Origin of the sequence: Haloarcula amylolytica, assembly GCF_049705545.1 — an archaeon.
In the GTDB taxonomy this organism is placed as follows: domain Archaea; phylum Halobacteriota; class Halobacteria; order Halobacteriales; family Haloarculaceae; genus Haloarcula; species Haloarcula amylolytica_B.
The window spans coordinates 1,353,855-1,380,452 of the sequence record NZ_JBNAMU010000001.1 but is presented as its reverse complement, the minus strand read 5'-3'; the positions used below and the strand labels follow the sequence as shown (position 1 = coordinate 1,380,452).

Annotated in this window: 26 protein-coding genes and 1 tRNA gene; 10 read left to right on the top strand and 17 right to left on the bottom strand. The window is 64.9% G+C overall.

What is annotated here, in order from left to right; genetic code table 11:
* Nucleotides 1-17 precede the first annotated feature (17 nt).
* The 5 genes from gcvPB to ACOZ4H_RS07370 all read right to left on the bottom strand — a co-directional run bounded on the left by gcvPB (nucleotide 18) and on the right by ACOZ4H_RS07370 (nucleotide 6,468).
* Nucleotides 18-1,439 carry an aminomethyl-transferring glycine dehydrogenase subunit GcvPB gene (gcvPB, locus tag ACOZ4H_RS07390; protein WP_424330350.1) on the bottom strand — a complete coding sequence of 474 codons (1,422 nt, stop codon included), beginning with the start codon at nucleotides 1,437-1,439 and terminating at the stop codon, nucleotides 18-20.
* Between the two features lie 160 nt (nucleotides 1,440-1,599).
* Nucleotides 1,600-2,943 carry an aminomethyl-transferring glycine dehydrogenase subunit GcvPA gene (gene gcvPA, locus ACOZ4H_RS07385; RefSeq protein ID WP_424328671.1) on the bottom strand — a complete coding sequence of 448 codons (1,344 nt, stop codon included), beginning with the start codon at nucleotides 2,941-2,943 and terminating at the stop codon, nucleotides 1,600-1,602.
* 108 nt (nucleotides 2,944-3,051) lie between these two features.
* A complete protein-coding gene (gene gcvH / locus ACOZ4H_RS07380) occupies nucleotides 3,052-3,435 on the bottom strand; it encodes a glycine cleavage system protein GcvH (RefSeq protein WP_424328670.1) in 384 nt (127 codons plus the stop codon).
* Nucleotides 3,432-4,526: a glycine cleavage system aminomethyltransferase GcvT gene (gene gcvT, locus ACOZ4H_RS07375; RefSeq protein WP_424328669.1), complete on the bottom strand. Its 1,095-nt coding sequence runs from the start codon at nucleotides 4,524-4,526 to the stop codon at nucleotides 3,432-3,434. Before gcvT ends, gcvH begins: the two co-directional genes overlap by 4 nt.
* Before the next feature lie 145 nt (nucleotides 4,527-4,671).
* Nucleotides 4,672-6,468 carry a PAS domain-containing protein gene (locus tag ACOZ4H_RS07370; RefSeq protein WP_424328668.1) on the bottom strand — a complete coding sequence of 599 codons (1,797 nt, stop codon included), beginning with the start codon at nucleotides 6,466-6,468 and terminating at the stop codon, nucleotides 4,672-4,674.
* A gap of 167 nt (nucleotides 6,469-6,635) precedes the next feature.
* Between ACOZ4H_RS07370 and ACOZ4H_RS07365 the strand changes: the two genes are divergently transcribed.
* On the top strand, nucleotides 6,636-7,085 hold the full coding sequence (locus tag ACOZ4H_RS07365; RefSeq protein ID WP_424328667.1) for an NYN domain-containing protein: 450 nt from the start codon (nucleotides 6,636-6,638) through the stop codon (nucleotides 7,083-7,085).
* Here the strand turns inward: ACOZ4H_RS07365 and ACOZ4H_RS07360 are convergent.
* Nucleotides 7,082-8,482 (bottom strand): hypothetical protein, encoded by a 1,401-nt coding sequence (locus ACOZ4H_RS07360; RefSeq protein ID WP_424328666.1) that lies wholly within the window; start codon nucleotides 8,480-8,482, stop codon nucleotides 7,082-7,084. The genes ACOZ4H_RS07365 and ACOZ4H_RS07360 overlap by 4 nt on opposite strands.
* A 132-nt stretch (nucleotides 8,483-8,614) precedes the next feature.
* Between ACOZ4H_RS07360 and ACOZ4H_RS07355 the strand changes: the two genes are divergently transcribed.
* Entirely contained in the window at nucleotides 8,615-9,460 is an 846-nt protein-coding gene (locus ACOZ4H_RS07355) for a TatD family hydrolase (RefSeq protein WP_424328665.1), read from the top strand.
* A 28-nt stretch (nucleotides 9,461-9,488) separates the two neighbouring features.
* Here the strand turns inward: ACOZ4H_RS07355 and pstB are convergent, their stop codons facing one another.
* The 4 genes from pstB to ACOZ4H_RS07335 all read right to left on the bottom strand — a co-directional run bounded on the left by pstB (nucleotide 9,489) and on the right by ACOZ4H_RS07335 (nucleotide 14,141).
* Nucleotides 9,489-10,367: a phosphate ABC transporter ATP-binding protein PstB gene (gene pstB / locus ACOZ4H_RS07350; protein WP_424328664.1), complete on the bottom strand. Its 879-nt coding sequence runs from the start codon at nucleotides 10,365-10,367 to the stop codon at nucleotides 9,489-9,491.
* Nucleotides 10,367-12,010, bottom strand: a complete 1,644-nt coding sequence (gene pstA / locus ACOZ4H_RS07345; protein WP_424328663.1) for a phosphate ABC transporter permease PstA — start codon at nucleotides 12,008-12,010, stop codon at nucleotides 10,367-10,369. The genes pstB and pstA overlap by 1 nt, the downstream gene beginning before the upstream one ends.
* Nucleotides 12,011-13,021, bottom strand: a complete 1,011-nt coding sequence (gene pstC / locus ACOZ4H_RS07340; protein ID WP_424328662.1) for a phosphate ABC transporter permease subunit PstC — start codon at nucleotides 13,019-13,021, stop codon at nucleotides 12,011-12,013.
* 85 nt (nucleotides 13,022-13,106) lie between these two features.
* Nucleotides 13,107-14,141, bottom strand: coding sequence for a phosphate ABC transporter substrate-binding protein PstS family protein (locus ACOZ4H_RS07335; RefSeq protein WP_424328661.1), 1,035 nt, complete (start codon nucleotides 14,139-14,141; stop codon nucleotides 13,107-13,109).
* Between the two features lie 312 nt (nucleotides 14,142-14,453).
* Between ACOZ4H_RS07335 and ACOZ4H_RS07330 the strand changes: the two genes are divergently transcribed.
* A complete protein-coding gene (locus ACOZ4H_RS07330; protein ID WP_424328660.1) occupies nucleotides 14,454-15,452 on the top strand; it encodes a PhoU domain-containing protein in 999 nt (332 codons plus the stop codon).
* Nucleotides 15,453-15,506: 54 nt separating this feature from the next.
* On the opposite strand, the gene ACOZ4H_RS07325 is transcribed toward ACOZ4H_RS07330, so the two are convergent.
* Nucleotides 15,507-15,878, bottom strand: a complete 372-nt coding sequence (locus ACOZ4H_RS07325; protein ID WP_424328659.1) for a 30S ribosomal protein S8e — start codon at nucleotides 15,876-15,878, stop codon at nucleotides 15,507-15,509.
* 90 nt (nucleotides 15,879-15,968) lie between these two features.
* Between ACOZ4H_RS07325 and ACOZ4H_RS07320 the strand changes: the two genes are divergently transcribed.
* The gene (locus ACOZ4H_RS07320; protein WP_424328658.1) at nucleotides 15,969-16,409 is read left to right on the top strand and encodes a DUF2240 family protein; all 441 of its coding nucleotides are present in this window, start codon (nucleotides 15,969-15,971) and stop codon (nucleotides 16,407-16,409) included.
* Nucleotides 16,409-16,753: a hypothetical protein gene (locus ACOZ4H_RS07315; protein WP_424328657.1), complete on the top strand. Its 345-nt coding sequence runs from the start codon at nucleotides 16,409-16,411 to the stop codon at nucleotides 16,751-16,753. Before ACOZ4H_RS07320 ends, ACOZ4H_RS07315 begins: the two co-directional genes overlap by 1 nt.
* A gap of 60 nt (nucleotides 16,754-16,813) precedes the next feature.
* Here the strand turns inward: ACOZ4H_RS07315 and ACOZ4H_RS07310 are convergent, their stop codons facing one another.
* Nucleotides 16,814-17,296 carry a hypothetical protein gene (locus tag ACOZ4H_RS07310; protein ID WP_424328656.1) on the bottom strand — a complete coding sequence of 161 codons (483 nt, stop codon included), beginning with the start codon at nucleotides 17,294-17,296 and terminating at the stop codon, nucleotides 16,814-16,816.
* Between the two features lie 121 nt (nucleotides 17,297-17,417).
* Here ACOZ4H_RS07310 and pyrF point away from each other — a divergent pair, with 121 nt between their 5' ends.
* Nucleotides 17,418-18,251: an orotidine-5'-phosphate decarboxylase gene (gene pyrF, locus ACOZ4H_RS07305; protein WP_424328655.1), complete on the top strand. Its 834-nt coding sequence runs from the start codon at nucleotides 17,418-17,420 to the stop codon at nucleotides 18,249-18,251.
* On the opposite strand, the gene ACOZ4H_RS07300 is transcribed toward pyrF, so the two are convergent.
* Nucleotides 18,252-18,452: a hypothetical protein gene (locus ACOZ4H_RS07300; protein ID WP_424328654.1), complete on the bottom strand. Its 201-nt coding sequence runs from the start codon at nucleotides 18,450-18,452 to the stop codon at nucleotides 18,252-18,254.
* A 139-nt stretch (nucleotides 18,453-18,591) separates the two neighbouring features.
* Here ACOZ4H_RS07300 and ACOZ4H_RS07295 point away from each other — a divergent pair, with 139 nt between their 5' ends.
* Nucleotides 18,592-18,780 (top strand): hypothetical protein, encoded by a 189-nt coding sequence (locus ACOZ4H_RS07295; RefSeq protein WP_424328653.1) that lies wholly within the window; start codon nucleotides 18,592-18,594, stop codon nucleotides 18,778-18,780.
* On the opposite strand, the gene trpG is transcribed toward ACOZ4H_RS07295, so the two are convergent.
* The 4 genes from trpG to trpD are packed head-to-tail and all read right to left on the bottom strand — an operon-like array spanning nucleotide 18,777 to nucleotide 22,640.
* Complete coding sequence (gene trpG / locus ACOZ4H_RS07290) at nucleotides 18,777-19,400, bottom strand: anthranilate synthase component II (RefSeq protein WP_424328652.1); 624 nt, start codon at nucleotides 19,398-19,400, stop codon at nucleotides 18,777-18,779. The genes ACOZ4H_RS07295 and trpG overlap by 4 nt on opposite strands.
* Nucleotides 19,397-21,007 (bottom strand): anthranilate synthase component I, encoded by a 1,611-nt coding sequence (trpE, locus tag ACOZ4H_RS07285; RefSeq protein ID WP_424328651.1) that lies wholly within the window; start codon nucleotides 21,005-21,007, stop codon nucleotides 19,397-19,399. Before trpE ends, trpG begins: the two co-directional genes overlap by 4 nt.
* The gene (locus ACOZ4H_RS07280) at nucleotides 21,004-21,648 is read right to left on the bottom strand and encodes a phosphoribosylanthranilate isomerase (RefSeq protein ID WP_424328650.1); all 645 of its coding nucleotides are present in this window, start codon (nucleotides 21,646-21,648) and stop codon (nucleotides 21,004-21,006) included. The genes trpE and ACOZ4H_RS07280 overlap by 4 nt, the downstream gene beginning before the upstream one ends.
* Entirely contained in the window at nucleotides 21,645-22,640 is a 996-nt protein-coding gene (gene trpD / locus ACOZ4H_RS07275; RefSeq protein ID WP_424328649.1) for an anthranilate phosphoribosyltransferase, read from the bottom strand. Before trpD ends, ACOZ4H_RS07280 begins: the two co-directional genes overlap by 4 nt.
* 178 nt (nucleotides 22,641-22,818) lie before the next feature.
* On the opposite strand from trpD, the gene ACOZ4H_RS07270 reads away from it, so the two are divergent.
* The 3 genes from ACOZ4H_RS07270 to ACOZ4H_RS07260 all read left to right on the top strand — a co-directional run bounded on the left by ACOZ4H_RS07270 (nucleotide 22,819) and on the right by ACOZ4H_RS07260 (nucleotide 26,583).
* Nucleotides 22,819-22,893 (top strand) — tRNA-Val (locus ACOZ4H_RS07270).
* Nucleotides 22,894-23,081: 188 nt separating this feature from the next.
* Entirely contained in the window at nucleotides 23,082-26,309 is a 3,228-nt protein-coding gene (locus tag ACOZ4H_RS07265; RefSeq protein ID WP_424328648.1) for a hypothetical protein, read from the top strand.
* Complete coding sequence (locus tag ACOZ4H_RS07260) at nucleotides 26,296-26,583, top strand: hypothetical protein (RefSeq protein WP_424328647.1); 288 nt, start codon at nucleotides 26,296-26,298, stop codon at nucleotides 26,581-26,583. Before ACOZ4H_RS07265 ends, ACOZ4H_RS07260 begins: the two co-directional genes overlap by 14 nt.
* The last annotated feature ends 15 nt before the right edge of the window (nucleotides 26,584-26,598 follow it).

Sequence of the window (26,598 nt, the reverse complement as noted above, 5' to 3'; positions counted from 1 at the left end):
AATGTCGAAACGAGCGGCTACGTGTCGTCAAGCGCCTGCCAGGAGAGCCGCGGGTTCCGGGCCGCAGTCACCTGGTCGATGCGTTTCGCCGCCGGTCGCGACGGCGCGTCGGCCAGTTCGGCGTCCGAATCACTGGCAACGGCGTTGAACGCGTCCGCCAGCTGATCCAGCGAGCGTTTGGTCTCGCCCTCTGTGGGCTCGGTCATCAGCGCCTCGTCGACGATTTCGGGCCACTTCGTCGTCGGCGGGTGGACGCCGTAATCGAGCATCCGCTTGGCCGCGTCGGCGGCGTCCTGGTCGCCCGCGCTGGCCACGAACTCGTGGTGGAACGGGCCGAAGGGCACCTCGTACTCGATCTGCTCGGCGAGGTAGTTGGCGTTCAGGACGGCCTTCGCGCTGGCGTCCCGCAGGCCCTCGTCGCCAAGCCTTGCGATGTACGCGAAGGTCTTGACTAGTACCGGCCAGTTGCCGTAGAAGCCATGGACTTTCCCGATTGAGTTCGCCGGCTCGTAGTGTTCGTAGTTGCCGTCAGTCTCTCTGACGTGTGGGTTCGGGAGGAACTGGGCCAGTTCCTCGCGGACGCCGACCGGGCCGGCCCCGGGCCCGCCCCCGCCGTGGGGTGTGGCGAACGTCTTGTGGACGTTGTAGTGCATCACGTCGAAGCCCATGTCGCCGGGGCGAGCGCGCCCGAGCAGGGCGTTGAGGTTCGCGCCGTCGTAGTACAGCAGGCCGCCGGCGTCGTGGACGATGTCGGCGATGTGCTCGATGTCGCGCTCGAACAGCCCCAGCGTGTTGGGGTTCGTGAGCATGAGCGCTGCGGTATCGTCGCCGACGGCCGCCTCCAGCGCCTCTATGTCGACGCGACCGTCGTCGCCGCTCGGGAGCTCGACGACCTCGTAGCCGGCCATCGCCGCCGTCGCGAAGTTCGTGCCGTGGGCCGAGTCCGGGATGACGACCTCCGAGCGCTCGTCGTCGTTGTGTTCGTGGTAGGCCTTCGCGATCTGGATCCCGGTGAACTCACCGGCCGCGCCGGCCGGCGGCTGCAGTGTCACGGCGTCCATCCCGCCGATGCGGCCGAGGGAGTCCTGCAGGCGGTGACACAGCGCCAGCGTCCCCTGGACCGTCGAATCGGGCCGGTCCGGGTGGATGGCGGCGTCGGCCCGTGCGGCCACGTCTTCGGTGAAGGAGGGGTTGTACTTCATCGTACACGACCCGAGCGGGAACGGCCCGCTCTCGACGCCGTAGTTCATCTGGGAGAGGCGCGTGTAGTGCCGGGCCAGTTCGGGCTCGGCCGGGTCCGGTAGCGAGAGGGAGTCCCGCGTCAGGTCGTCGGGCAGGGGGGAGTCCTCGATGTCGACCGTTTTGCTCGCCTTTTCGGAGAGTAGCGGTTCGTACAGGTCGTCGCTGTCGTCGGTCCAGCGGGCCTGGTCGTAGTTCACGCGAGACACCCCCGTGTCGAGCGTGAAGCTCGTGGGACGCGATTTGTCCCACGGTGGTTCGCCGAGTAGCGCGAGGCGAAGAGACACCCCCGTGTCGAGCGTGAAGCTCGTGGGACGCGGGGTGTCCCACGGCGGGTCGCCGAACACAGTGAGGCGAGAGTCACTTCGCCACCTCCCGGAACGCCGCGACGAACTCGTCTTCGGTTTCGGCGGTCGTCTCGGTCGCACACACCTGCACCAGGTGATCGTCGACCGCGTGGACCGCGAAGCCCTCGCTCGCGAGGTCGGCCACGATTGCGCTGGCCGGCTGGTCCGTGCGGGCGAGGAACTCCCGGAAGTGGTGGCGGCCGTGAATCGGGGCTTTCACCCCGACGATGTCGTCGAGGCAGCCGGCGAGATCCCGGGCGCGGGTGACACAGTCCTCGGCGAGGTCGACCAGCCCGTCCGGGCCGAGCCACGCGGCGTGCATCGCGGTCCGGAGCGCGACCCACGCCTGGTTCGTACAGATGTTGGAGGTGGCCCGCTCCTTGCGGATGTGCTGCTCTCGCGTCTGGAGCGTCAGCGTGTACGCGCGGCGGTCGGCGGCGTCTTCGCTGGCCCCGACCAGCCGACCGGGGACCTGCCGCAGGTACTCCTCGCGGGTGACGAACATTCCGAGGCCGAATCCGTAGGCGGTGCCGGTTCCCAGCGACGCGGCGTCGCCGACGACCACGTCGGCCCCGACATCGACCGGGCGTTCCAGCAGGGACAGCGCGATGGGGTCCGAGCCGAGACAGAACAGCGCCTCGTGATCGTGTGCCAGATCGCCGACAGCGCCGAGCCGCTCCTCGATGACGCCCCGGACCGTTGGCGACTCGGCGTACACCATCGCGGTGTCGTCGCCTATCTGGTCGGACAGCGCCGCCACGTCGGCGACGCCGTCGGTCATCGGGTAGGAAGCAACCGTGAGATCCGGTCCCTCGGCGTAGTTCGACAGAACGGCGCGCTTGCCCTCCCGGAGATGTTCGGGAACCAGAATCCGGTCGCCGGACACCGACCGGACTCGCTGGGAGAGCGTCGCCGCCTCGCCCAGCGCCGTCGCGTCGTCGTACATCGAGCAGTTGGCGACGTCCAGTCCCGTGAGTTCGACCAGCATCGACTGGAACTCGAAGAGGGCCTGGAGAAAGCCCTGTGCGACCTCGGGTTGGTACTGCGTATAGGAGGTCAGGAACTCCGAGCGGCCGGCGAGGTCGTCGACCACGCTCGGGACGTAGTGGTCGTAGTGGCCGCGGCCGAGGAACTCCGTGAGGTCGGCGTTGCGGCCCAGGAGACCGGCGACTTCCCGGCGCGTCGCACGCTCACTCCGGGCGTCGATACCGAACTCGCCGTCGAAGGCGACGGACTCGGGAACGTCGAACAGCGATTCGAGGTCGTCGGCCCCGACTGCATCGAGCATCGCCGCGGTCTCTGCGGGCGTCTGTGGTGCGTACGGGCTGCCTGTCGCGTGTGAGTCACTATCACTCATTGGAGAACCACCCAGTAGCGCCGGGGTGACATGATATCGGCAGCTAGCGACCGTGTCCACATTAGGTTACTCCTTTCACCCCCCGCAAGGGACCACTGCCACCGAGGGTTACTCGATCTGGTCGCGGTACGCGGCGGGTGAGAGCAGGTCGTCGACTTCGCTCTCGTCGGCGACCTCGACCTCGAGCATCCAGCCGTCACCGAACGGGTCCTCGTTCAGCAGTTCCGGCTCATCGCGGAGCCGGTCGTTGACTTCCGTGACGGTGCCGGAGATGGGTGCGTACACGTCGGACACAGCCTTGATCGACTCCACCACGCCGAAGTCCTCGCCGGCGGTCAGCTCCGCCCCTTCCTCGGGTAGCTCGACGAACACCACGTCGCCGAGTTCGTCCTGTGCGAACGCCGTGATGCCGACCTCGGCAGTGTCGCCGGAGACGCGCACCCACTCGTGTGACTCCAGATATCGCAGGTCGTCGGGAACGTCGAAGCTCATCTATCGAGGAATGGCGTGCTCCTGGTACGTGCTTTCTTCGGTTCGCCGCGGACGACGACGCGGACGGACTCGTCCGGCTCGGCGTACGCCGCCGGGACGTAGGCGAGGGCAATCGGCGCACCCAGCGTCGGACTCATCGTCCCGCTGGTGATGTGGCCGATCGGCTCCCCATCCGGCGTTGTCACGTCGTACCCGTGGCGCGGGACGCCGCGGTCGACGAGTTCGATACCGATGAGCTTCTCTTCGGGACCGTCCGCGGCGACGCCTTCCAGTGTATCCCGACCGACGAACTCCGTATCGAGCTTGACAGTCCAGCCGATACCGGCCTCGTAGGGCGTCCTGGGCTCGTCGACCGGGTGGAACTCCTGTCCGGAGAGCAGAAAGCCCATCTCCAGGCGGAGCGTGTCGCGCGCGCCGAGCCCGCAGGGCTGGCACTCCAGCGCGCCCCAGACCGCTTTCGCGTCGTCCCACGGGCAGAGGATTTCGAAGCCGGGTTCGCCCGTGTATCCCGTCCGAGCGATCAGCGAGTCGATGCCGGCGACAGCCCCGTCAGCCACCTCGAAGCGGGACAGGGCAGAGAGTGTGACATCCTCCGTTTCGGCCGCCAGCAGGTCCGGCGCGTCAGGCCCCTGGACGGCGATCATCGCGTACTCTTCGGTCCGGTTCGTCACAGTCGCGTCCAGCCCACGTTCGTCCCGCTCAGAGAGCCACCGTTCGGTCATCTCCCCGTCGTGCCCGGCGTTCGGAATGAACAGGAACTCGTCGGCCGCGCCTTCCGGCAACCGGTAGACGACCGTGTCGTCGAGCATGATCCCGTCCTCGTCTGTGATGGCCCCGTACTGGGCTTCTCCCGGGTCCAGCACCGTCACGTCGTTGGTGGTCAGCCGCTGTGTCAGCGTCGCCGCGTCCGGGCCGGCCACGGTTATCTGTCCCATGTGCGAAACGTCGAACTTCCCGACCTCGTTCCGGACTGCCTCGTGTTCTGTGCGAATCGACTCGAACTCGACCGGCATCTCCCACCCGCCGAAATCGGTGAACGAAGCGTCGGCTCGTTGGTGAACCGCAGAGAGCGGTGGTGACCGCAGTGACATACGCGGACCTCTCGTACCGCGCGGTCTTACCGTTTGGCCCTTCACCGTCCGCGGACCGTTGATAAATCACATACAGCGATATCAAATCGGCGAGGGAATAGATAGGGCGACGAGATCGGGACTGAAAACGAGCCCTCGCCCTCCGTCACTCGCCTCGCGCCAGCGGGAACGTCAGTTCGACTCGCGTTCCGTCGTCGGGGTCTTCGGCCAGCGTCACGGATCCACCGAGGCGTCGGACAAGCCACGTAACCGCCCACAACCCGAGGCCGCGACTGTGTGCTACTGGTCCCTCCGTCTCCGAAGCCAAGACCTTGCGCTCCATGTCGGGGATACCGGCCCCGTCGGTATCGACCCGGACCGTCACTTGACCTGTCGGTGTCTCTTCGGCCGTAAGTTCGATACTTGGGTCGGACAGATCGCTGTATTCCAGCGCGTTTTCGACAAGAATCTCCAGTATCAGGTCGATAGCCACCCTGTCACCCGATATCTCCGCGTCGGTGGGAGCGACGTCAATGGTGACCCCGGAATGCTGTTCTGCGAGGTCATCCCGGACATCGGTGAGTACCTGCCGGAGGTGGACTGTCCCGCTTCGAAGGTCGTGCTCGATGACCCGGTCGAACGTCCGTACTCGCTCGGCTAACGAATCGAGTTCTTTCGACGCCTTCTCGATTCTATCGATGTGCCCTCTGGCAGCGTCAACGGAGAAATCGGACGAGCTGAGCTCTTCCTTGAGGAGTCTCGAATTACCCCGTATCACGGTCAACTTGTTCCGGATATTATGTCGGAGAATCCGACTCATGACCATTATCCGCTGCTCTCGCTCCTTGTCCTGGGTGATGTCGCGAACGATACCTCGCAGTTTCGGTGTCCCGTCCCGGACGGTTTTTTCAGCCCGGAGACGGAACCAGCGCTCGGTTTCGTCCGCAGTCTGGCGGCGTGCCTCTAGCTCCATTGGTTCGCCGGTCTCACAGCAAGCGTCGATTGCATCGCGAAGGGCCGCTCTATCGTTAGGATGGTACTTCTCAAGCGCTTCCTCAAGCGTCGGGTTATACTCCGGTGTTCCGTAAAGACGCTTCATCCCCGCCGTCCCCTCAATCAGGCCCGTCTCCAGATCAAGCTCCCATCCGCCGACGTCGGCCAGCATCTCCGTCCCGACGAGCCACTCCAGTTCCTCCTCCCGCTGTTTCAATCTCGTTGCGTCGTCCAGGCCAACGACGACACGCTCGACGGTCCCGTCATCACCCAGTATTGGCGCAGCATTACTCGAAAGCCACCGCTCGGTCCCGTCAGCGAGCTCTATCCAGTGCTCGAACCCAAACACTGGGTCGCCGGATTCGAGCACCCGCGTAACCGGATGGTCCGACTCAGGGATCGGGGTTCCGTCTTCGTAGAAGATATTCCATTCCGGTTGGTCGTACCGTCTCCCCGTAATTTCGTCGCGTTCGAGGCCAAGCAGGTCTTCGGCGCGGTCATTGGCCAGCAAGATTTCGCCGGACGGCTCGACGACAACGAGCCCGACCGGACTGATTTCGAACACTCGTTCGATGAGGGCCTGCTTCTCCTCACGCCGCTTGCGCTGCGTGATATCTTCGGCCAGCCACAACACGCGCTCCGTGTCATCGCCGCCAACTGGCGTGACACGAGCCTCGAAGTACCTGTCCCCGTGGTCAAGCGATAGCTGGTACTCGATACGCTGTTGCTCACCTATCTTCAACGCGTCCTCGATGACTGTGTAAAACCGGTCTGCCTGTGCTGTCGAGAAGACCTCCCAGAGATCCGTTCCCAGCAGCGTTTCCGGCCGCTTGAAGAATAGTGCGCCGTTGTGAGCGTTGTGGATAACGTCGACGAAGACGCCGTCAGCATCTAATACGACTGCTGGGTCGGAAATGATCTCACAAAGCCCGTTTAGGACGTCTTGATCGGGAAGAGATTCCTTACTCATGGTGACGAATGTCGAGCAGTTGTTGCCGGTCGACTCTGCCTGGAATTACTATCCGGAACGTGAGGAAGGTACCCTCCTAAGTGTTGTGTAGTCGCGTTTGATATAGCGATCACTGATTTACGACGTGAAACGGCACGCATAAGCGGGGCGGGCGGGGAAAGGGGCGCATGGAGCTGTTTCGTCGGATATTCGGAGAGATAGACTCGCGGCAGCGAGTCGGACTGTTCGTTGACGGGCCGAATGTACTCAGATCGGAGTTCGATGTCGACCTCAACGAGGTCCGCGACATTGCAGCCGAATACGGCCCGCTGGCGTTGACTCGTCTCTATGTCGACCAGAACGCCTCGCCAGGACTCATTCAGGCTGCCGAGGCTCGCGGGTTCGAGGTCCGAACGACCAGCGGCGATGTGGACGTGCGGCTCGCCGTTGACGCGACGGATGCCGTCGCTTCGGGACAGATCGACGTACTTGTCGTCGCCTCGCGGGACACGGATTTCAAGCCGGCACTGGAAGTGGCCGCCCGGGAAGGAGTCAGAACGGTCGCCATCGCGCCAGGTGAGTACGGCCGCTCCGACGCGTTGCGAAACGCGGCGGAAGACGCAGTGACGCTGGATTAACCTCGAGAGCGAGCGAGTGCGATTAACAGTCCTGCAGTGGCTATGAGGGTCACCAGAACCGAAAAACCGGGTCCCGCCGCGTTGCTTGTAGCCGCCTCCGTCCGGACCGGAGTCGGGTCCGACTGTGTCGGTGTTGGTTCGGTCGGTGCTGCCACCTTCTCGACCGGGAGATCAGTATCGTCGAGGTAGTATGACGGGTTCGGATCGTCGGGGTAGCTCGGCGATGCCGCGGTCGTCACGTACCGGTCTAGCCAGTCGTCGAGATTCGTGCCCGCCACGTCGGCGACGATGCTTTTGAACCTTGCCAGCGTGACGGGCTTACTCTCGTCGTTCAGGCGGGCGAATACAGCCATTAACGTCCGTTTACCGTCAGTTTCGGTCCGAATTCGGTGATCCAGCGCCGCGAGGACACGACCGCCCTTGTCGTAATCAACCGTACGGCTCGTTTCCCCCCATGATTCGGAGTCAGCGAGGACGGCGTCCTCGTACCGTGTCGATGCGAACTCCCGTTCGAGCGTGTCGTACTCGATAACGCCTGTTCGAACCCCATACACCGTGTCGTAGTACTGTGCCCCACCTTCGAGGAGCCACTGAGTCTCGTTCGTCGTCCTGAAATCCTGACGAGTGTGGATGTACTCGTGAATGAGCGTCCGGGGGGTAGGGTTCGCCGCGGCGACCCAGAGATCCTGCTGACCGGCGAGTCGGACAGGGGTGGCCCGCCCACCACGGCGTACTGGATCTGGCGCGACGAACACGTTGATCTGTGAAGGCCGGGACCCGACCGAGTAGTTCCGTGCCGTGGGTCCGAGAACATCCATCGGGCCGCGGTCGGACACGGCCACTTCTGACTGGTCCGGAACGATGACATTGAACGTCTGACCGTTGACGAGCGTCGTCTCCTGCTCGTACGGGCCGAAGTATGCGTATCGGCTGCCGGCGTACCCCTCGCCGGCGACGGTGTTAGTTACGTCGACGCGGGAGCTTTCCCCCTCATTCTCCCACTGGCTGGTTACCTCACTCCAGTACCCGCTGTAGGTGTAGGCACTGACGAATGCCCAGTCCCCGGCGTCGACGAAGTCGGAGCCGCCGAACCGAGCGTTCGTTTCGTTGGCCGGAACCGACAGCGTGAGTCTGGGGTGCTGGTCGTTCCTGGCGATGAGGTTGCCGTTGTCGTCTCGCTCGAACCCGTCGTTTTTCTCAACAGTGACGTTCTCCGGCAGGTACACCCCGACGGCCCGCGAATCGAGTCCGGCATCGTATGCTATCGCTATTCGAATCTGACCGGGCTCATCAGGCGTCAGATAGTACGTCCGCGTTACCTCCATCCCGTACTCTGGCCCGCCAGACTGGGACGGGATAGCTGGCTGGTCCGCCGGGACACTGGCCGCGACTCCCATTGAGGCCCCAGCGAGAAGCAGCCAGGCAACTACAACGTAAGCAAAACGCATCGATACGATACGCCAGTTGGTACTACCAGATATGTATTGCGGGACGCCAACTGTTTTTTCCGCCAGTGCCATTGGCCATATATGGACATCAACGACACGCCGGTACTGGACAACCACCTCCATCTCGACCCGGTCAACGGCCGGAACGTCGCGGCAGCCGAGGAGTTCGCGTCCCAGGGCGGAACACACCTGCTGGTGCTCAACAAGCCGTCCTGGCACCTCGTCGAGAAGGCCACCGACGAGGCAATCTTCCGTGAGGTGTTCGACCTCACCGTCGAGGCCGCCCTCGCAGCCGCCGACGTGCTGGACGGCCGCACCTGGCCCGTCCTCGGGGTCCACCCGGCGCTGATTTCGAAGCTCGTCGGCGACGGCTACACGCCGCCGGAAGCGCGCGACATCATGCAGACCGGCCTCGACGTGGCCGCAGAGTACGTCGCCGACGGCGCGGCGCTGGCGATGAAATCCGGCCGTCCACACTACGACGTGGACGACGCCGTCTGGGAGGCCTCGAACGAAGTGATGTGTCACGGGTTCGAACGCGCCGCCGACGTGGGCTGTGCGATACAGCTCCACACCGAGGGCGGCGAAGATTTCGAAGAAGTCGCTCGCTGGGCCGAACAGCGCGGGCTCGACCGCACGCAGGTCGTCAAACACTACTCCGGCGGCCGACTCCGCGGCCCGGTCAAATCAGTACTTGCAGACAAGGACGAACTGGAGGTCGCGGTCGAGTCCGACGGGCCGTTCCTGATGGAGACCGATTATATCGACGACCCGGACCGCCCGGGAGCGGTGCTGGGGCCAAAAACGGTGCCACGGCGCGTCCGGTGGCTGCTCGAAAACGGCCACGAGGACGCAGTCAGAACGGCACACGTCGAGACGCCGAAGGCGGTGTACGGTATCGACACGGAAGCGACGCTGGAGCGGTGAGCGGCGATGGCCACGCGGGTGGAGACGGTTACCCGAACTTACCGGTGATGTAGTCCTCGACGCGCTGGCTGTCCGGGTTCTCGAAGATCTTGTCGGTGTCGTCGAACTCGACGAGTTCGCCACCGGTGAGGAAGACGGCCGTCTTATCCGAGATGCGGGCCGCCTGCTGCATGTTGTGTGTGACGATGACCACGGTGTACTCCGTGGCCAGGTCCTCGATGAGGTCCTCGATTTGTGACGTGGCAATCGGGTCGAGGGCGGATGCCGGCTCGTCCATCAGGACGACCTCGGGGTCGACGGCGATGGCCCGGGCGATACAGAGCCGCTGTTGCTGGCCCCCCGAGAGGTCCAGCGCGGACTCGTCCAGGCGGTCTTTGACCTCGTCCCACAGCGCCGCCTTCTTCAGGGACTGCTCGACGACTTCGTCGATGTTGTCCGTCTTGTCCTGAATGCGGAGGCCGTAGGCGACGTTGTCGTAGATGCTCTTGGGGAAGGGGTTCGGGTGCTGGAACACCATGCCGATTCGGCGTCGCAGGGCGACCGGGTCGACATCGGTGTCGTAGACGTTCTTGCCCTTGAACGTGAGTTCGCCCTCCACGCGGGCGATGTCGATGAGGTCGTTCATGCGGTTGATACACCGCAGGAACGTCGACTTGCCACAGCCCGACGGCCCGATCATGGCCGTCACCTGGTTTTCCGGAATGGCCAGGTCGATGTTCTGGAGCGCCTGCGTCTCGCCGTAGAACACGTCGAGGTCGCGGGACTCGATGACGGTCCCCGCGCTGGTCTGGCCGACCGACCCGCGCTCGCCGTTCTCGTCGAGCCCGCCCTTGCCGGGGTCGGTCGTCACGAGGGAGTCGTCGTCAGTCTCAACGTCGGTGTCACTGGCCATGTCCTGTGAAGTCATTAGTTTGCCTCCTGTTGATATTTGTTGCGCACGAGAATCGCGACGGAGTTCATCGTCAGCATGACGATGAGCAGCGTGACGACGCCGGCCGCGACGACGCCGTACCTGAACTCGTCGCTCGGTTCGAACGCCCAGGCGAATATCTGCATCGGCATCGCCGTGAGCTTCCCGAACAGCCCGCTGGGCGGGGAGAACTTCGTCGTCGCCGCGCCGATCATGATGAGCGGTGCGGTCTCCCCGATGGCCCGGCCGAGCGCGAGAATCGTCCCGGTCAGGATACCCGGCAGCGAGCGCGGGAGGACGACGTTCCGGATGGTCTGCCACCGGGTCGCGCCCATGCCGTATGAGGCCTGCCGCAGCGAGTCCGGCACGGACCTGATCGCCTCCTGTGCGGAGATAATAACGATGGGCAGGATGAGCAGGGAAAGCGTCATCGCGGCGGTGAGCACTGTCCCGACACCGAATCCGGCGTAGGTGAACGGGCCGAGCTGCGACTCGATATTGACGAAGATGCCCAGGCCGAGCAGGCCGTACACCACCGACGGGACGCCGGCGAGGTTCGAGATGTTCACCTTGATAATCCGCGTGATAGCTGCCAGCGGCCCGCTCCCCGGCGCGTATTCTTCGAGATAGATGGCCGCGCCGACGCCGAAGACGAAGGTGAACACGCTCACCAGCACGATGAGGAATATCGAGCCGATGATAGCGGGGTACAGTCCCGCCTCCGCCGCGGTCTGGGACGGACCGCTGGTGACGTACTGCCAGTCGAGCCACGGCGTCGGGGCCGTCGCGCCGATTGTAGTAACGACGGCCTCGCCCGCGAGGAAGCCGAGAACGAGGATCGCGGGGAACGCAAAGGCCGGCCAGCGGTCGCGGGTCCGGGCCGTGTTTGCAACCGTGAATCCGACCGGGAGGCCGAACAGCACGAGACCGATGAGCCAGACCGACCGCGAGATAGCCGGGACGGTGTCGACGAGCGGGACGGCGGCGATCGCCAGCACGGGGAGACCGACGCCGATCCCCAGGCTCCGACGCCGGGAGAAATCCAGCCGTTCAGTCGACAGATACGCGGCGACCGCGGCCGCAGGGACCACGAGCGACAGGAAGTAGACACCGGGTGAACCCAACAGTGCGCCGATAGTGGTCAACACTCCGAGTCCGAGCGTCCCGACGACCGGGCCCAGTAGCAACACCCCGAGCATCGCCAAGCCGACCCAGGTCGCCTTGCGGTCGTACTGGCCGTACACATACAGGCCGACAATCGGACCGACGACGGTGAGGAAGTACGCGAACCACACCTCAGGACTGGCGATGATCGAGAGGATGATGACGCCCGCACCGGTCAACAGCACACCGGCAAGCGTCATACTGAACAGTTCGAACGCCCCCGCGACCACCGCGGGACGAGTCCGGGCGTAGGCGAAAAACGCGAGCAGCGGGACGAGGAGCGTGCCCGTGTACGCCAGATACCACCCGGTTCCGGCGCTTTCCAGGCCGAGCGCGTCCCAGAACACGTAGGCAAGCAACGCGCCGAGCGCGAGGATACCGACGATGGACGCCACGAACGAGACGTATTTGAAAACGATGCCTTTGATCCGGCTGACTTCGCCGAACTCCGTTTCGGTTGGTGATGTCGTGGCCATTTACTCGTAAACCTCCCGGTAGCGACTCGCCACGAGGTCGCTGACGACGTTCATCGCCAGCGTGATGACGAACAGCGTGAGTCCGATAGCGAAAAGCGACTGGTAGGCGGTCGAGCCACCGGAGATGTCCCCCTGGGCGATGTTGACCATCGCAACCGTCATGGTCGCGGAACTCTCGGTAAAGAGGCCGATCACGTCCGCCGGGGCCACGTACGGGATGCCGAAGGCCTGCTGGACGGGTGGGATGTCCGGCGGCTGGGACCCCGCGGCCAGGACGACGGCCATCGTCTCGCCGATGGCCCGCGAGATTGCGAGGATGAACGACGAGGCGATACCCGAGACCGCCGCGGGAACGACGATGGTCAGCGAGACGTTGAACTTCGTCGCCCCGAGACCGTAGCCGGCCTCGCGCAGCGAGTCGGGAACCGAACTCATCGCGTCCTCGCTGATCGAGGAGACCATCGGGATGATCATGATGCCGACGACGATGGAGGCCGAGAGGCCGTTAAACAGCCCCAGCGTTCCGAACTCGGTCCCCAAAAAGCCGTTGAGCCCGGTAATCACGGTGTTCAACGCGGGTGTGACGTAGACGATAGCGAAGTAGCCGTAGACGACGGTCGGGACGCCGGCGAGCACTTCGAGCATCGGTTTGAGTATCGACCGCGTTCGGTCGCTCGCGTACTCACTGAGATATATCGCGGTCAGCACACCGGTCGGGAGCGCGAGCGCGCCCGCGCCGATGGTGATGAGAATCGTCCCGAGGACGAGCGGTAACACGCCGAACGAGACCGGTTCGAGGTTCGGGCTGAACGTCGTGCCGGTCAGGAACTCCAGGACCGGCACTTCAGCGAAGAACTGGGCGGCGTCCAAGACGAGCACCCCGATGATACTCACCGTCGTCAGCACGGACAGGACGGCACAGCCCGCCAGCGCGTATTTATATGCCGACTCACGGACTGACCTGAATCCCCGGTCGCCCGCCAGGTCCGGGGCCTGTCCTTCGTTGCTCATCGGTGTTGTTCGCTCATTCTGTGTATCTCGGGAAAAAGTACCCGGATTGTATCCGTAGTTCTCTATTGTCTATATATCCGACTCGTTACTGGACTTCGTCGATGACGCTGTTGAGGGCATCGAGTTCCTCCTGCATCGCCTCCTCGGTTCGAGGGACGTAGCCGATCTCCTCGGAGACGAGTTCGGTGTTGGCGCTCTGCTCGACGAAGTACCGAGCGAACTCGGCGACGTGGTCCTCCGCGAGCGCACTCTTTTGCGGATACGTAAAGAGGGGACGCGAGAGGGGCTGATAGTCGCCGGCTTTGGCCGTCTCCAGCGAGGGTTCGACGCAGCCGTCGCCGTTGTCGATGCTGAGTGCCTTGACCGCGTCCGTGTTGCTCTGGTAGTAGGCGAAGCCGAAGTAGCCGATGCCGTACTGGTCCTGCTGGACGCCCTGGAGGATGAGGTTGTCCTGCTCGGTGGCCTCGTAGTTACTGGTGTGGTCTGCCTCCTCGCCCAGAATCGCCTCGTTGAAGTAATCGAACGTCCCGGACGTGTCGGCAGCACCGAACCGGTTGATCGGCTCGTCGGGCCAGTCGCTGTTCACGTCGGCCCAGGTCGACGCGCCGTCCGCGCGCCACATCTGTCTGAGCTGGTCCGGCGTCACGCAGTCGACCCAGTCGTTCTCGGGGTTGACGATGACGGTCACTGCGTCCGTCGCGACGTTGATCTCGTGGAACTCGATGCCGTTGTCGGCACAGAGCTGCTCCTCCTCGCTGGTAATTGGCCGGGAGGCGTTGTTGAACTCGGCGTTGCCGACACAGAAGTGGTTGCTGAAGCCGCCACCGGACCCGGTCGAGGAGAGACTGATATCGACCTGATCGTGTTGCTTCTGGAACTCGTTTGCGACGGCCGTCGCCAGGGGGAACACCGTGCTGCTCCCCGTAATCGTGATTTCACCCGACAGCTGGCTGCTACCGCTGCCATCGGTACTGCCGCCGCTGTTGTCAGTGCCTCCGCCACTGCCACCATCGCCACCGGACGACTGCTCGGTACAGCCCGCCAGCGCCAGTGCGCCGATCGCACCGGAACTTGTCAGAAAACGACGACGCGAGAGACCACCGGTCGGTGAATCTGTCATCATCTGATGGAAGATGAAGCGCGGATAAGTACCCTACTATTAGCCCTATATGTGGATATAAATACTATATACTACTATATATTACTTCGAGCGGCCACCATCTCACACGGCTACGCCGGCACAGCGCGTGTCTGAAAGCGATAGACCTCCGATTTGACTGGCAGACCAACAACTATAATTGTGACATTAGTTCACACCCATCGAGCTTTTCGACCGTGTACCGAAATGCCATGGCGGGGGTCGGTCAGAACTCTGGCCGAGGTATATAGTTACGACACTATTTATAAACTATCAGCGTTCATTAGTAGTACTATGGAGACACGCAAAGTACAGCTGACTGGTGGGTCCACGTACACCGTCTCACTACCGAAGGAATGGGCGACGGAGAACGGCGTCGACAGCGGCAGTATCGTCGAGTTCTACGCCGAAGACGACCTACTACTAGTCTCGCCACAGCGCGGCGACGACCACGTCGAGGGGACGCTGGACGTGACCGGCCTCGAAAACAGGCACGAACTCACGCGGGCCGTGATGACGATGTACGTCAGCGGCTTCGACATCATTCGACTGGAAGCCTCGCGGATCACGGCCGAGCAGCGCCGCATCATCCGGGATGCGACACAGGGCCTGGTCGGCCTGGAGATGATCGAAGAGACAGCCGACCGGGTCGTCCTGCAGGACCTGCTTGACTCTTCGGAACTATCTGTTCTCAACGCCATTACGCGTATGCGGCTGGTCTCGTTGACGATGCTTTCCGACGCCGTCGAAGCGCTCATCGAGGACGACGACGACCTCGCAGAAGACGTGATGCAGCGCGACGACGACGTGGACCGCCTCTGGTACATGGTCTCGCGCGTGTTCCGTACTGTGCTCCGGAATCCGACGGCCGCCGACGAGATCGGGTTCCCACGCGAGACGGTGTTCGATTATCAGTCCAGCGCCCGCCAGCTCGAACGCATTGCCGACCACGCCACCAAGATCGCCGGCCTCTCGCAGGAAATCGGCGAGATCACCGGCGAAACCGCCGACCTCCTCGACCAACTGGAAGCCGAGGCCACCGCGGTCCCCGAAACCGCCATGGATGCGCTGTTAGCTGACGACAGCGACGAGGCCGTCGAATTAGCGAACGAAGCCCGCGCTCGGATTCCCGACGTGGACGAAACGGCCCGCGGGGTCGACGGGAAGGTCAGGGAGTTGGACCCACAGAGCGCACAACTGCTTGGCCGCGTCGTCGACTCCCTGTCACGGACTGCCGACTACGGCGGCAACATCGCCGAGAGCGCGCTCCAGAAAGCCGCACCGCGGCCCTGATCGGCGCTGTCGCTCCGCGTCGGTAACCAGTTGAAGAACTGATCGCTCGCCGGATTACTCGATCAGCACGGCGCTGACTTGCCCGTGTTGTCCGGGGCGGGAGGTCACGCGGGCCTGGCCCTCGGACGTGTCGATGATTGCGCCTTTCGTGATGATGTTCCGTCGGGCGTAGTTCGGGTTCGACGGGTTCTCGACCACGTTATCGATGGTCGCTTCGACGGTTTCCGCGCCGTCGGCGATGCTCGCGACGTTGGTCTGGACGGCTCGGACTTTCTGGGTGTTCCCGCGGGCGTCGACGGTCTTCAGTCGCTGCTCGCCGACCTGGGTCTCGACGGTGTCCTTACCGAGTTCGTGCTTCTTCTTCTTGTGGTTCGGTCGTCGGCGTCCGCCTGTCCGCTTGCGAGGGGAGCGTCCCTGGTCTTTCATACGGGAAGGAAGACCCAGCGGCTACTTGAACCGTTCGATGCCGACTCGCCATCGTAATCGTTACCCCCGCGCCGGCTGGTTACTCTGACGATGAGTCTGAAGACGGCCGTCGCCGCGCCGTTCCGCCAGCGTGGAACCGACCGAATGGCGGAGAGCGAGTTCGTCGTCGCGCTCTCGCTGGACCGGAACTGGTTCTCCCCCGACCAGGCCAAGTCGCTGGTCGACGTGGCCGCGAGCGAGGGACTGGTCGAGCGAGACGACGACGATCTGGTCGTCGGCTTCGACGCCACGCACACCGAGGTACCGGACGGGTTCGCGCCGGGCGAGGAAATCCTGCAGTCACGGTCGACGTTCGAGCGGGTGCTCGACGCGGTCGTCGAGGCCGGCATCGAGAAGCAGACCGCCGTCGCCGGTATCAACGCCCTCCAGTCCGACATCGGCGTCACGCTGGAGGCTGCTGCCGTGGTGTACGCGCGTAGCGAGGGTGTCGACGTCGGAGACATCGCTGCGGACGTTCGGGAGGAGCTCTAATGGTCAAAGACAGGATTTCCGACGGCCGGCGGATCGGCCAGTTGCTCGCCTCAGAGCTGACCGGCCTCCAGCGCGGGCCGCTCGCCGACGTGTCCGTCGTCGATGCGAACAGGGACGTAGAACCGACACCGGCGGGCGCGTTCGCCTACCGCGTGACAGCCGACAGTACCGAGGTCGCAGTCGTCGAGGTGACGCCGGAGACGGCCCGACTGGTCCTGGAGCAGGAGCCCGCAACCGTACCGGAACGTGACGATATCACCATCGACGGGACTACTGTCGTCGTTCACAGCGGCGCGGCGGTGAAAGCCGCGGTCGACGTGCTGGAGCAGTCCCTCTCGGGGTAAGACCGCTTTTTCGAACGAAGGAAACGATTGGACTGCGGCTTCGGCCTCAAACACCCGATATCAGTGGCGGCTCGGCTCGGCAATCGCTGCGGACATCCACGCGACGAAGCCGGTGAGGACGAGGACGGAACCGACGACCGCCGTCGCGGCAGCGATAGCAAGGACCAGCGTCGGGAGGCCGAGCGGCGTCCCGACGGCGATGACAATCGGCGTCACGGTGATACAGAGCGAGCCCAGCGCGACGGCCCGGCGCTGTGTCGCCGTCAGTTCGATACCGAGATGGAACAGCGACCCGGGCTCCGGGTCCGGGGCGGCGAGGCCGAGACACAGCAGCGGGACGCCGATAAACACCAGCGTCGCAGCGACGGCGTACGACCAGAACAGCCACTGCCCGGACGCGGGCGCGAGCGACAGCAGCGCACCGACGGCAACGAGTCCGACACCACCGACGAGTCCGAACTGTCGTAGCCGTGGGTCTTCCAGGGCTTCGCTCAGGTCCGGAAGGGTCTCGGCCACATGGCCGACATCCATGAGACGGTCCATGAGCGGGCTTCAACCTGCGGTGTGAAATAGACAGGGGAGAAAATATCAAATCTGATTCCGACGGAGTGACCCACGACGCGAGAAGGAAACGCTTGTGTCGCTGCCAACCGCCGCGGTATCTATGCACTTCTTCGACCGCCTCGCGGACCGCATCGCAGCCGCCGACAGCGTGGTGTCGGTCGGCCTCGACCCGGACCCTGACCGCCTCCCCGACAGCGTGCTGGACGCCGACCTGCCGCGCTGGCAGTTCAACCGCCGGATTATCGATGCGACCCACGAGCACGCCGCTTGCTACAAGCCAAACGCCGCCTTCTACGAGGACCCCGACGGCTGGCGCTCGCTGCAGGAGACCATCGCCTACGCACACGGGAAGGATGTCCCCGTGCTGCTGGACGCCAAGCGGGGCGACATCGGCAACACGGCGCGGCAGTACGCCCGGGTTCTGGACGATGAGGAGGGTCCGGCGGCCGACGCCATCACAGTCAACCCCTTCCTCGGCCGCGACTCGCTGGAGCCGTTCCTCCAGCGCGCGGACAAGGGCGTGTTCGTCCTCGGGCGCACGTCCAACCCCGGCGGTGAGGACCTCCAGGACCTCGAACTGGCCTCCGGCGAGAAACTGTACGAGCGGGTGGTCCACCTCGCGGACCTCTGGAACGGAAACGGGAACGTCGGCCTCGTCGTCGGCGCGACCAACCCCGACGAACTCGAAGAAATCCGCGAACTGGTCCCGGACATCCCGTTTCTCGTCCCCGGCGTCGGCGCACAGGGAGGCGACGCCGAGGCCGCCGTCGAGCACGGCCTCGCCGACGGCGTCGGTCTCGTCAACTCTTCGCGGGGTATCATCTTCGCCGGCGAGGACGCCGACACGCGGCGCGAGGACTCCAGCGATGCGTTCTTCAAGGCTGCCGGACAGTCCGCCAAACAACTCAAACAGCGACTGAACCAGTTCCGCTGATCAAAAGCGGTACGTGTCCACGCCGTCGGGCATGTCCTCCGGCGACGTCCGGTCGCTCGGCTGGCCGACCTCCGCACCGCACTCGACACACATGCCAATATCCGCGTCCCAGTGGCGGTCACAGACGAGTCGCCCGCATCTGTCGCAGGTGTGGTCCACGTCAGGGCGCTCGCAGATTTCACACAGTCCGGCTACACTCATGATATAGTATAGCATACCTGACTGTTTGAATCTTTGGCGGCGTGACTGCAGTAGTTAGTCCAGCAAGGACGGACGCAGATGGCCAGAGGCCCCCGAGACAGCCACGAAGTATTTCCCCGTGGACACTCCTATCTGTATTATGTTGCCACTCCTCCAACTCGGAGCGCTTCCCTCACCGCCGGCGATACTCGTCGGCTTGCTGGCTATCGCCGTCGTACTACTCGTCGGCCGGTTCGTGATGAAAGTGGCGTGGCGGCTCGTCATCATCGCGATCATCGCCGTCGCCGTCCTCTGGATACTCGGAATCCTCGGCTTTCAGGTACTCTAGAGTCCGGAGAGGAAGTTCCGGATCACGTCGTGACCGACCGCGGTCAGGACCGACTCCGGATGGAACTGGACGGCTTCGATGGGGTACTCGCGGTGGCGGACACCCATCACCAGTTCCGTGCCGTCCTCGGCCTCAGTTGTCGCGCTGACGACAAACTCGTCGGGAACGTCCTCGGCGATGAGCGAGTGATAGCGCCCGCCCTGGAACCCCTGTTCCAGTCCCGCAAAAACTCCCTTCCCGTCGTGGTCGATGGGGAACGCTTTGCCGTGAATCGGCTCCGGCGCGCGGCCGATGCTACCGCCGTAGGCGTACACCGCCGATTCGAGGCCCAGACAGACCCCCAGCGTCGGCACGTCGGGGCTGACCTCCCGGAGGACGTCCAGCGTGATGCCGACATCCCGTTCGTTCTTCGGGTGGCCCGGACCCGGCGAGAGGATGATCGCGTCGGGGTCGAACGCCTCGACGTCTTCGAGCGACGCCGTGTTCCGGACGACTTCAGTCTCAGCGTGTTCGGACACGTACTCGACGAGGTTGTACGTGAACGAGTCAAAGTTGTCGACGAACAGCACCCGGAGGTCGTCCCTGACGGCGTCCTCACCAGCCGGCTGTGACGTGCTCATCGGGGCACCTCCTCCGGGGCATCAGCGTCGGCGGACGACTGATCGCCACCGTCCTCGATCTCTTCCAGCGCCGTCAGCACGCCGTCCATCTTCTGCTCGGTCTCGATGTACTCGCTTTCGGGGTCCGAATCGGCGACGATGCCGGCCCCGGCCTGGACGGTGATGCGGTCCCGGTCGCCCTCGTCTTCGACCGTCGCCGAGCGGATGACGATGGCGAAGTCGGTGTCGCCGTCCCAGTCGAAGTAGCCGACGCCGCCGCCGTAGGGGCCACGCGGCGAGCGTTCGAGTTCGTCGATGATCTCCATCGCGCGGATCTTCGGCGCGCCCGAGAGGGTGCCGGCCGGGAACGTCGCGCGGGCGGCGTCGAAGGCATCCTTGTCTTCGGCGAGCCGTCCTGTCACCGTCGACTCGATGTGCTGGACGTGGCTGTACTTGAGGACGTTCATGAACTCCGGGACCCGGACGCTGCCGGCCTCGGCGACGCGGCGCACGTCGTTGCGTGCCAAGTCGACGAGCATGGTGTGTTCGGCCCGCTCTTTCCCGTCGGCGAGCATCTCGCCGGCGAGTCGCCGGTCCTCGACGGGGGAGTTCCCGCGCGGGCACGTCCCCGCGATGGGGTTCGAGACGACGTGGTCGCCAGCGACGGAGACGAGCGTCTCCGGGCTCGCGCCGACGATGGTCAGGTCGTCGTAACCGAGCAGGTACATATACGGCGACGGGTTCACCGCACGGAGCGCCTCGTAGAAGCCCAGCGGGTCGACCTCGCCGTACAGCTCCCGCGTTCGGGAGATGACGCCCTGGTAGATGTCTCCGGAGAGGACGTACTCCTTGGCGCGCTCGACGGCGTCTTCGTACTCGCCCTGCCGGCCGGCGACCTCGTCTTCGCGGCGGAAGCCGCCAGTCGAAAGCGGGGCGAGGTCCGAGAGGATATCTTCGACCCGTTCGGCCTCGGCGACCAGTTCGTCGTACCGCTCGCCGGCGTCCTCGTTCTGGCGGACGACCGGCGTGAACACGAGCGAGACGGTGTCCTCGACGTGGTCGAAGCGGACCGTCGACGTGGTGAGGACGAACTGGGCGTCCGGGAACCGCGAGTCCGGGCGGTCGAGGCCGACCTCGTCGAGCCAGAGGTCGTAGACGGCGTCGTACGAGAGGAAGCCGACGAGGCCGCCTTCGAGGTGCTGGCGGTCCATCTCCGGGAAGTTCCGCAGCGCCACGTCGGGCATCGCCGCCCGGAGATCGTCGACCACGTCGCCGCCGTCGGTCGTCACCAGGTCGGCGTAGCGGTCGTCGAACGCCTCGACCTCGCTCTCGTCGCCGGTCACGGTGACCACGGCGCGCGGGTCGTAGCCGACGAAGGAGAAGCGGGCGTGGCGGTCGTCCGTCTCCGGCGCGAACGCGCCGTCGGGGTCGCTGGAGGCGACCTTCTCGGCGCTCTCCAGCAGGAACGTGTAGTCGCTTGCCGCCACGTCGCTCGTGCGGCCGGTCAGGGCCGCGTACGCGGTCAGCGGCTCCACGTCGACGTCCAGTTCCGCGGCGGTGCGGACGACGACTGGACGGTCCGCCTTGGCGTGTTCGACGAACTCCTCGCGGGAGATGTCGAGGGTCATACCCCGCCCTCCGACGCTCGCGTGGCGTTCCGGACGAACCGGTCGACGGCGTCGCGGTCCTTCTTTCCGCCGGCAGACTCCACGCCGCTCGCCACGTCGACGGCGAACGGTTCGACCGTCTCGACGGCTTCGGCCACGTTCTCGGGGGTCAGCCCGCCGGCCAGCACGACGGGCACGTCCAGCGAGTCGACGAGGTCACGCGTGCGCTCCCAGTCGTGTGTCTCGCCAGTGCCGCCGCCGCCGTCGGCGTCGACCGAATCGACGAGCAGGGCGTCGGCGTGGCTGGCGTAGTCTTCGATGGCCGGCGCGTCACCCTCAACCACAGCGACGATGTCCTGTGTAATTCGGCTGTCGAGGGCCCCGAGTTCCGCCGGCGAGAGGCCGTCGTGGACCTGCACCGCGTCGGGTTCGATCCTGTCGGTGCGCCTGACGGCCTCCTGGACCGTCGTCGGCATCGTCACCAGCACGCTCGTCACGAACGGCGGGACGCCCCCGGCGAGCGTCTCGGCCGTTTCCTCGTCGACCTCGCGCGGTGTATCGACCGGGACACCGTGGATGATACCGACCGCGTCAGCGCCGGCCGCAACGACGGCGTCGCGGTCCGCACCGTCGGTCACGCCACAGATCTTCACGCGCGTCATGCCCCGATCAGGTCGTCGAGTTTGTCGGCCGCCGCGCCCGACTCGATGGCCTGCCGGGCGTGTTCGACCCCCTCTTCGTGCGTGTCGGCGACGCCGGCGACGTAGATGGCCGCGCCGGCGTTGGCGAGGATGATGTCCCGCTTCGCGCCGGTGACTTCGCCCGAGACGATTCCGCGAAGGTCGGCCGCGTTCTCTTCCGGCGACCCCCCGGAGATGGCCTCGATGTCGTGGGTCTCCAGCCCCATGTCCTCCGGCGAGATGGTGTACTCCGCGATCCGGTCACCGGTGACCTCCGCGACGGCCGTCTCGCCGTGGATGGCGATCTCGTCGAGGCCGTCGCCGTGGACGACCAGCGCCCGCTCGACGTCCAGTCGGGCCAGCGCCTCGGCCATCACAGGAACGAGGTCCGGGTCGTAGACGCCCAGTACCTGCGCGTCCGCGTCGGCGGGGTTCGTCAGCGGTCCGAGGATGTTGAAGACGGTCCGCATTCCGAGTTCCTGGCGCGGGCCGATGACGGCCTTCATCGCCGGGTGGAACACGGGTGCGAGCATGAAACCAATGCCCTCGCGCTCGATGGTCTCCTCGACCTCCGGCGGTTCGGCCTCGATATCGACGCCGACCTCTTCGAGCACGTCGGCGCTCCCCGAAGATGAAGAGACAGAGTAGTTGCCGTGTTTGGCGATTGGAACGCCAGCCCCGGCCGCGACGATGGCGCTCGTCGTCGAGACGTTGATCGTGTTGTAGTCGTCGCCACCGGTCCCACAGGTGTCGACCAGCCCCTCTCGCTCGGGCCGAATGGTCCGTGCGGCGTCGCGCATCCCCTCGGCGAAGCCGGCGATTTCGGCCTCCGTTTCCCCTTTCGCCCGGAGTGCCGTCAGGAGCGCACCGATCTGTGCCTCGGTCGCATCCTCGAAGACAGTCGTCGCAACGGCCCGAGCCTCGTCCTGTGTCAAGTCTTCACCGTCAGTGACGCGTTCGATATACTCTTTCATTGTATTCACCAATGGACTCTTTCGTGTTGTGATGTACAAATCCGTACATTGACTTAAGCCTATCGGGAGCCCTATCCACCGACGAACATGTGTGGGCAATCAACAGACAACGTGGCGATACGGAATCCGAAACCTTCAATTACACCCACCGGAAACAATGTGGTGTACCTCGCAGTGAGGGTTCGTGGTCTAGGTCGGTTATGACACCTCCTTGACATGGAGGAGGCCGGCGGTTCAAATCCGCCCGAACCCATCCTCTTAAGGCATTTTCATCCCGGAGCGACAGGTCACTTCGACACCGTCGTGTCACGTCGCTGGGAGGTGAGGGGGTGTGAGCCGGACTGTCGAACTCCGGCCGCCGATTTGCGACTACTGCGGGTGTTTCATCCACGACCGAGACCAGCAGTGTCCGGCTCGTGAGGAGGGGAGGCGGTGTTATCCATGACCGCCGAGTGCCACCTCTGCGGCGGTCCCCCCGACAACGTCGACGGGAACAGCTACCTCTGTGACGACTGTCTCGTCCGACTGGAGAGCCGTACATCGGACGAGACGGCCGAGGCCGACGTCGACGACGCTGACGCTTCCACTGTCGAGACGGGTGTTCTCCCCGAGGACCTCGAAGACCGTGAGCGCTGGATCGCCTGGAAGGAAACCGACGACGGGCGAAAGGTCCCCCGAGCCCCGTGGGAAACCGGCGGCGATGCGTTCGTCAGCGCCCAGGATCCCGCTGTCTGGGTCGACCTCGGAACCGCCGAGGCGTGGCTCGACAAACTCTCCGGGTTCGACCTCGCGTACAACATTCCCGACAGAGACGACCACGAGACGGACCTCGTGCTCATCGACTACGACGACGCACGGGACCCGGAAACCGGCGACATCCACACCACTGTTCGCGAGCACATCGACCGTGCCGACAGCTACGCTGACGTCTCGACGAGCGGGACTGGTGTGCACATTCTCTGTCGCGGGGAGCTGCCCGACGGTGTCAAATCCATCGAGGCGCACCTCCCCGAGGATCCAGACTTCCCCGACGCGGAGATTGAGGTGTACGACTCTGCCCGGTTCATCGCGATGACCGGCACGCACATCGCGTCGACGCCGGCGAAGACGACGCGGTGCCAGCAGTTCATCGACGACCTCGCCGACGAGTACACGACTGTCGCCGAGGGCACGCCCGACGAACTCATCGAAGAACCCGAGAAGACCGCCGCCGAAATCGCCGACGTCGAGACGACCAGCGACATGCAGGACGTGCTCGACGCGATCCAGCACACGGGCCCGCGGGACATCCGCCTGCGCTCGACGGTCACACAGGAGCGCTCCGATGGGACGACGTCGATGGATCCGTCCTGGGCCCAGAGTGAAAGTGGAACGCGACTCGCCCAAGTCGGCGACGGCTGGGTCTACCGCAAGGGTATGGTCGGCCTCGACGCCCTGCAGATCGTCGCCCTCGAAGAGCGCATCATCACCACCGAGACGGAGTATCCCAGTGGTGAGGCCTTCTGGCAGGCCGTCGAAGCGCTTCGCGGCCGGGGCGCGCACATCCCCGAGTTCGAACCCAGCGAGGGCGACATCGACCACACGGCCGTGCTGCCCGGTTCGCTGTCGATCGATACGGCACCGCCGACGTGGGACTGGCAGAACCCCGGCCACGACGACAGTCTCTCGATCGGCGACGCCCGCGCCCGGACGACGGAGAAAATCGCCGGCGCCTACCAGCGCAACGACCAGGTCCTCGTCGAGGCGCTGCCGACGATGGGCAAGTCCTACGGGTCAATCGCCGCCGCGGCTGAGACCGGCGAGCCCGTGACGGTCCTCACCGGGCGTGGCCGGAAAGAGCAGTACGCCCAGTTCAAGGAGTGGTGCGAGACACACGGACTGACGTACAAGGAACTCCCGTCGTTCACCCACGACTGCCCGACGGCCGCCGGCGACCACGGCGAGGAGTGGCGCGAGACGGTGATGGACTGGTATCGTCGCGGCGCCACGCCGAAGGCTATTCACAAGTTCGCCGAGGATGTCCTCGGGAAGCCGCTACCCTGCCAGGTCGATGACGAGGGCAATCACGTCGGCTGTCAGTACGCACACCTGTGGAACTTCGACCCCGAGACCGACGGCAGCGCCGATCCCGACGAGGATGTCCCGATCGACGTGCTCATCGGCCACTACACCCACGCCTACAAGGAGAAAGTCACGACCGGGCGCACGGTCGTCTTCGACGAGTTCCCCGATGGGGCCTACGAGACGACGCTCGCCGGCGACTGGCTCCAGGGCGCGGTGAGTTACTGGCTGTCTACGGTCGACGCCGTCCCGTTCGATGACTACACGGACCTCATCGAGCACCGCGATGACGAGGAGCGGCGTGCCGACGCGCTGGCATGGTTCCTCGACGATGGTGAGGAGGCCCTCGACACCGCCGAGTCGCTGGTGTTCGACGACGACAGCGCCCACGCCGCGGCCCCACTGGCCGCGTTCGCGATCCTCGCCGGCGACGACCTCGGCAACGGCTTCGAGGCCGCCGACCTGCAGGACGTCGGCGCCGCCACGTTCGACCGCGAGACGGGGCAGGTGTCGCTGCTCCAACCGCCGAGTCTCGACTACACGAGTGGCATCGTCGCTCTCGACGGGACGCCGACGAAGCAGATGTGGGAACTCTCGCTGGGGGTGCGGTTGCATCTCCGGCCTGTCCTCAGGGACGCCGAGCGGCGCGAGTACATCTCTGAGGTCCTGAATCTGAATCTCGTCCGGACGACCGATGCGGTCAAGCCCTACAACAGCGCCGACCACGTCACCACCGAGCAGGACGCCGCGCTGCTGGAGGGCATCGCCGAGGCCCACGACGAGCGGCCGTCGCTCATCACGTCCTCGACGGCCGAAGGTGAGTACGACACCGCCGGAGTGACCGACCTCGTCGACGAGACGAAACACTACGGGAACGTCCTCGGATCCAACGAGTTCAAGGAGACGCGACTAGGCGCGGTGATCGGGTCGAACCACTACGGCGACCGGTTCATCAAGAAGTGGGGTGCCTACGCCGGCGAGGCCGTCGAGCGCAACGCCGAGAAAGGCGCGGGGCTCTCCTACACCGGGTTCGGCGACCGCGTGCTGACGCACATGCGTGAGCACGACACGCTCCAGGCGGCGATGCGCTTCGGCCGGGACGGGAACGGCGCCGTCGTCTACGTCCATACGGACACGCTGCCCGACTGGGTGCCGATCGCCGACGAGGGGCGCGTGCTCACCACTTGGAGTGACGGGATGCGCCAGGTCGTCGCCGCAGCGGCAGACCTCCAGGAGTGGACGACTGCCGAGATCGCTGCCCATCCCGACGTCGATATCGGCGAGCGACAGGTCCGGGCCCACCTCACGACACTCGCTGAGAACCACGACGTCGTCGCCCGCGAAACCGACGGCTGTGGGTTCGTCTGGCGCGACGACGGTCTCCACCGCCTCGGGGACCACGGCGAGGTCGAGCTCACGCCCATCGACCTCGACGACCTCAGCGACGAGGAAAGTGCGGAACTCGCGCGTAGTAGTACCTATACGTGGCAGTTCCGCACTCCAGTTGAAACGGAGGGGTTGGTAACGTCTAACAAGGAGGAGACAACGGCGACGAGCGACGACAACGCCGCAGCAGGAGGTGGCCCACCGCCGAATGAGTCAGACTGACCCTGGCTCACGGGGGCATTCGGCCCCCGACGATGAGCCGCAGGACTCGGGCACCACCCACGGTAGAAAGAGAGACTTTTCGGACTTTTCGGACCGTATCGCGCGAGCGCGCGAGACCAGCGGCCGACAGTCGCCGACTGAGACCGCCGTCGCCCAGTGCCAGGCCATCGCCGTCTCGACAAGCCAGCAGTGTCAGCACGACGCACTATCGGGCATCAGGTACTGCGCCGACCACATCGAACTGGTTGACGACCTATTCACGCCCGGAGAATAGCGTAGCGCCCCTCTA

What these genes read in the sequence shown, in the direction of transcription:
- gcvPA (WP_424328671.1), bottom strand. Translation starts at nt 2,943, where the DNA reads ATGAGTGATAGTGACTCACACGCGACAGGCAGCCCGTACGCACCACAG.
- gcvH (WP_424328670.1), bottom strand. Translation starts at nt 3,435, where the DNA reads ATGAGCTTCGACGTTCCCGACGACCTGCGATATCTGGAGTCACACGAG.
- gcvT (WP_424328669.1), bottom strand. Translation starts at nt 4,526, where the DNA reads ATGTCACTGCGGTCACCACCGCTCTCTGCGGTTCACCAACGAGCCGAC.
- ACOZ4H_RS07370 (WP_424328668.1), bottom strand. Translation starts at nt 6,468, where the DNA reads ATGAGTAAGGAATCTCTTCCCGATCAAGACGTCCTAAACGGGCTTTGT.
- ACOZ4H_RS07365 (WP_424328667.1), top strand. Translation starts at nt 6,636, where the DNA reads ATGGAGCTGTTTCGTCGGATATTCGGAGAGATAGACTCGCGGCAGCGA.
- ACOZ4H_RS07360 (WP_424328666.1), bottom strand. Translation starts at nt 8,482, where the DNA reads ATGGGAGTCGCGGCCAGTGTCCCGGCGGACCAGCCAGCTATCCCGTCC.
- ACOZ4H_RS07355 (WP_424328665.1), top strand. Translation starts at nt 8,615, where the DNA reads ATGGACATCAACGACACGCCGGTACTGGACAACCACCTCCATCTCGAC.
- pstB (WP_424328664.1), bottom strand. Translation starts at nt 10,367, where the DNA reads ATGACTTCACAGGACATGGCCAGTGACACCGACGTTGAGACTGACGAC.
- pstA (WP_424328663.1), bottom strand. Translation starts at nt 12,010, where the DNA reads ATGGCCACGACATCACCAACCGAAACGGAGTTCGGCGAAGTCAGCCGG.
- pstC (WP_424328662.1), bottom strand. Translation starts at nt 13,021, where the DNA reads ATGAGCAACGAAGGACAGGCCCCGGACCTGGCGGGCGACCGGGGATTC.
- ACOZ4H_RS07335 (WP_424328661.1), bottom strand. Translation starts at nt 14,141, where the DNA reads ATGACAGATTCACCGACCGGTGGTCTCTCGCGTCGTCGTTTTCTGACA.
- ACOZ4H_RS07330 (WP_424328660.1), top strand. Translation starts at nt 14,454, where the DNA reads ATGGAGACACGCAAAGTACAGCTGACTGGTGGGTCCACGTACACCGTC.
- ACOZ4H_RS07325 (WP_424328659.1), bottom strand. Translation starts at nt 15,878, where the DNA reads ATGAAAGACCAGGGACGCTCCCCTCGCAAGCGGACAGGCGGACGCCGA.
- ACOZ4H_RS07320 (WP_424328658.1), top strand. Translation starts at nt 15,969, where the DNA reads ATGAGTCTGAAGACGGCCGTCGCCGCGCCGTTCCGCCAGCGTGGAACC.
- ACOZ4H_RS07315 (WP_424328657.1), top strand. Translation starts at nt 16,409, where the DNA reads ATGGTCAAAGACAGGATTTCCGACGGCCGGCGGATCGGCCAGTTGCTC.
- ACOZ4H_RS07310 (WP_424328656.1), bottom strand. Translation starts at nt 17,296, where the DNA reads ATGGACCGTCTCATGGATGTCGGCCATGTGGCCGAGACCCTTCCGGAC.
- pyrF (WP_424328655.1), top strand. Translation starts at nt 17,418, where the DNA reads ATGCACTTCTTCGACCGCCTCGCGGACCGCATCGCAGCCGCCGACAGC.
- ACOZ4H_RS07300 (WP_424328654.1), bottom strand. Translation starts at nt 18,452, where the DNA reads ATGAGTGTAGCCGGACTGTGTGAAATCTGCGAGCGCCCTGACGTGGAC.
- ACOZ4H_RS07295 (WP_424328653.1), top strand. Translation starts at nt 18,592, where the DNA reads ATGTTGCCACTCCTCCAACTCGGAGCGCTTCCCTCACCGCCGGCGATA.
- trpG (WP_424328652.1), bottom strand. Translation starts at nt 19,400, where the DNA reads ATGAGCACGTCACAGCCGGCTGGTGAGGACGCCGTCAGGGACGACCTC.
- trpE (WP_424328651.1), bottom strand. Translation starts at nt 21,007, where the DNA reads ATGACCCTCGACATCTCCCGCGAGGAGTTCGTCGAACACGCCAAGGCG.
- ACOZ4H_RS07280 (WP_424328650.1), bottom strand. Translation starts at nt 21,648, where the DNA reads ATGACGCGCGTGAAGATCTGTGGCGTGACCGACGGTGCGGACCGCGAC.
- trpD (WP_424328649.1), bottom strand. Translation starts at nt 22,640, where the DNA reads ATGAAAGAGTATATCGAACGCGTCACTGACGGTGAAGACTTGACACAG.
- ACOZ4H_RS07265 (WP_424328648.1), top strand. Translation starts at nt 23,082, where the DNA reads ATGACCGCCGAGTGCCACCTCTGCGGCGGTCCCCCCGACAACGTCGAC.
- ACOZ4H_RS07260 (WP_424328647.1), top strand. Translation starts at nt 26,296, where the DNA reads ATGAGTCAGACTGACCCTGGCTCACGGGGGCATTCGGCCCCCGACGAT.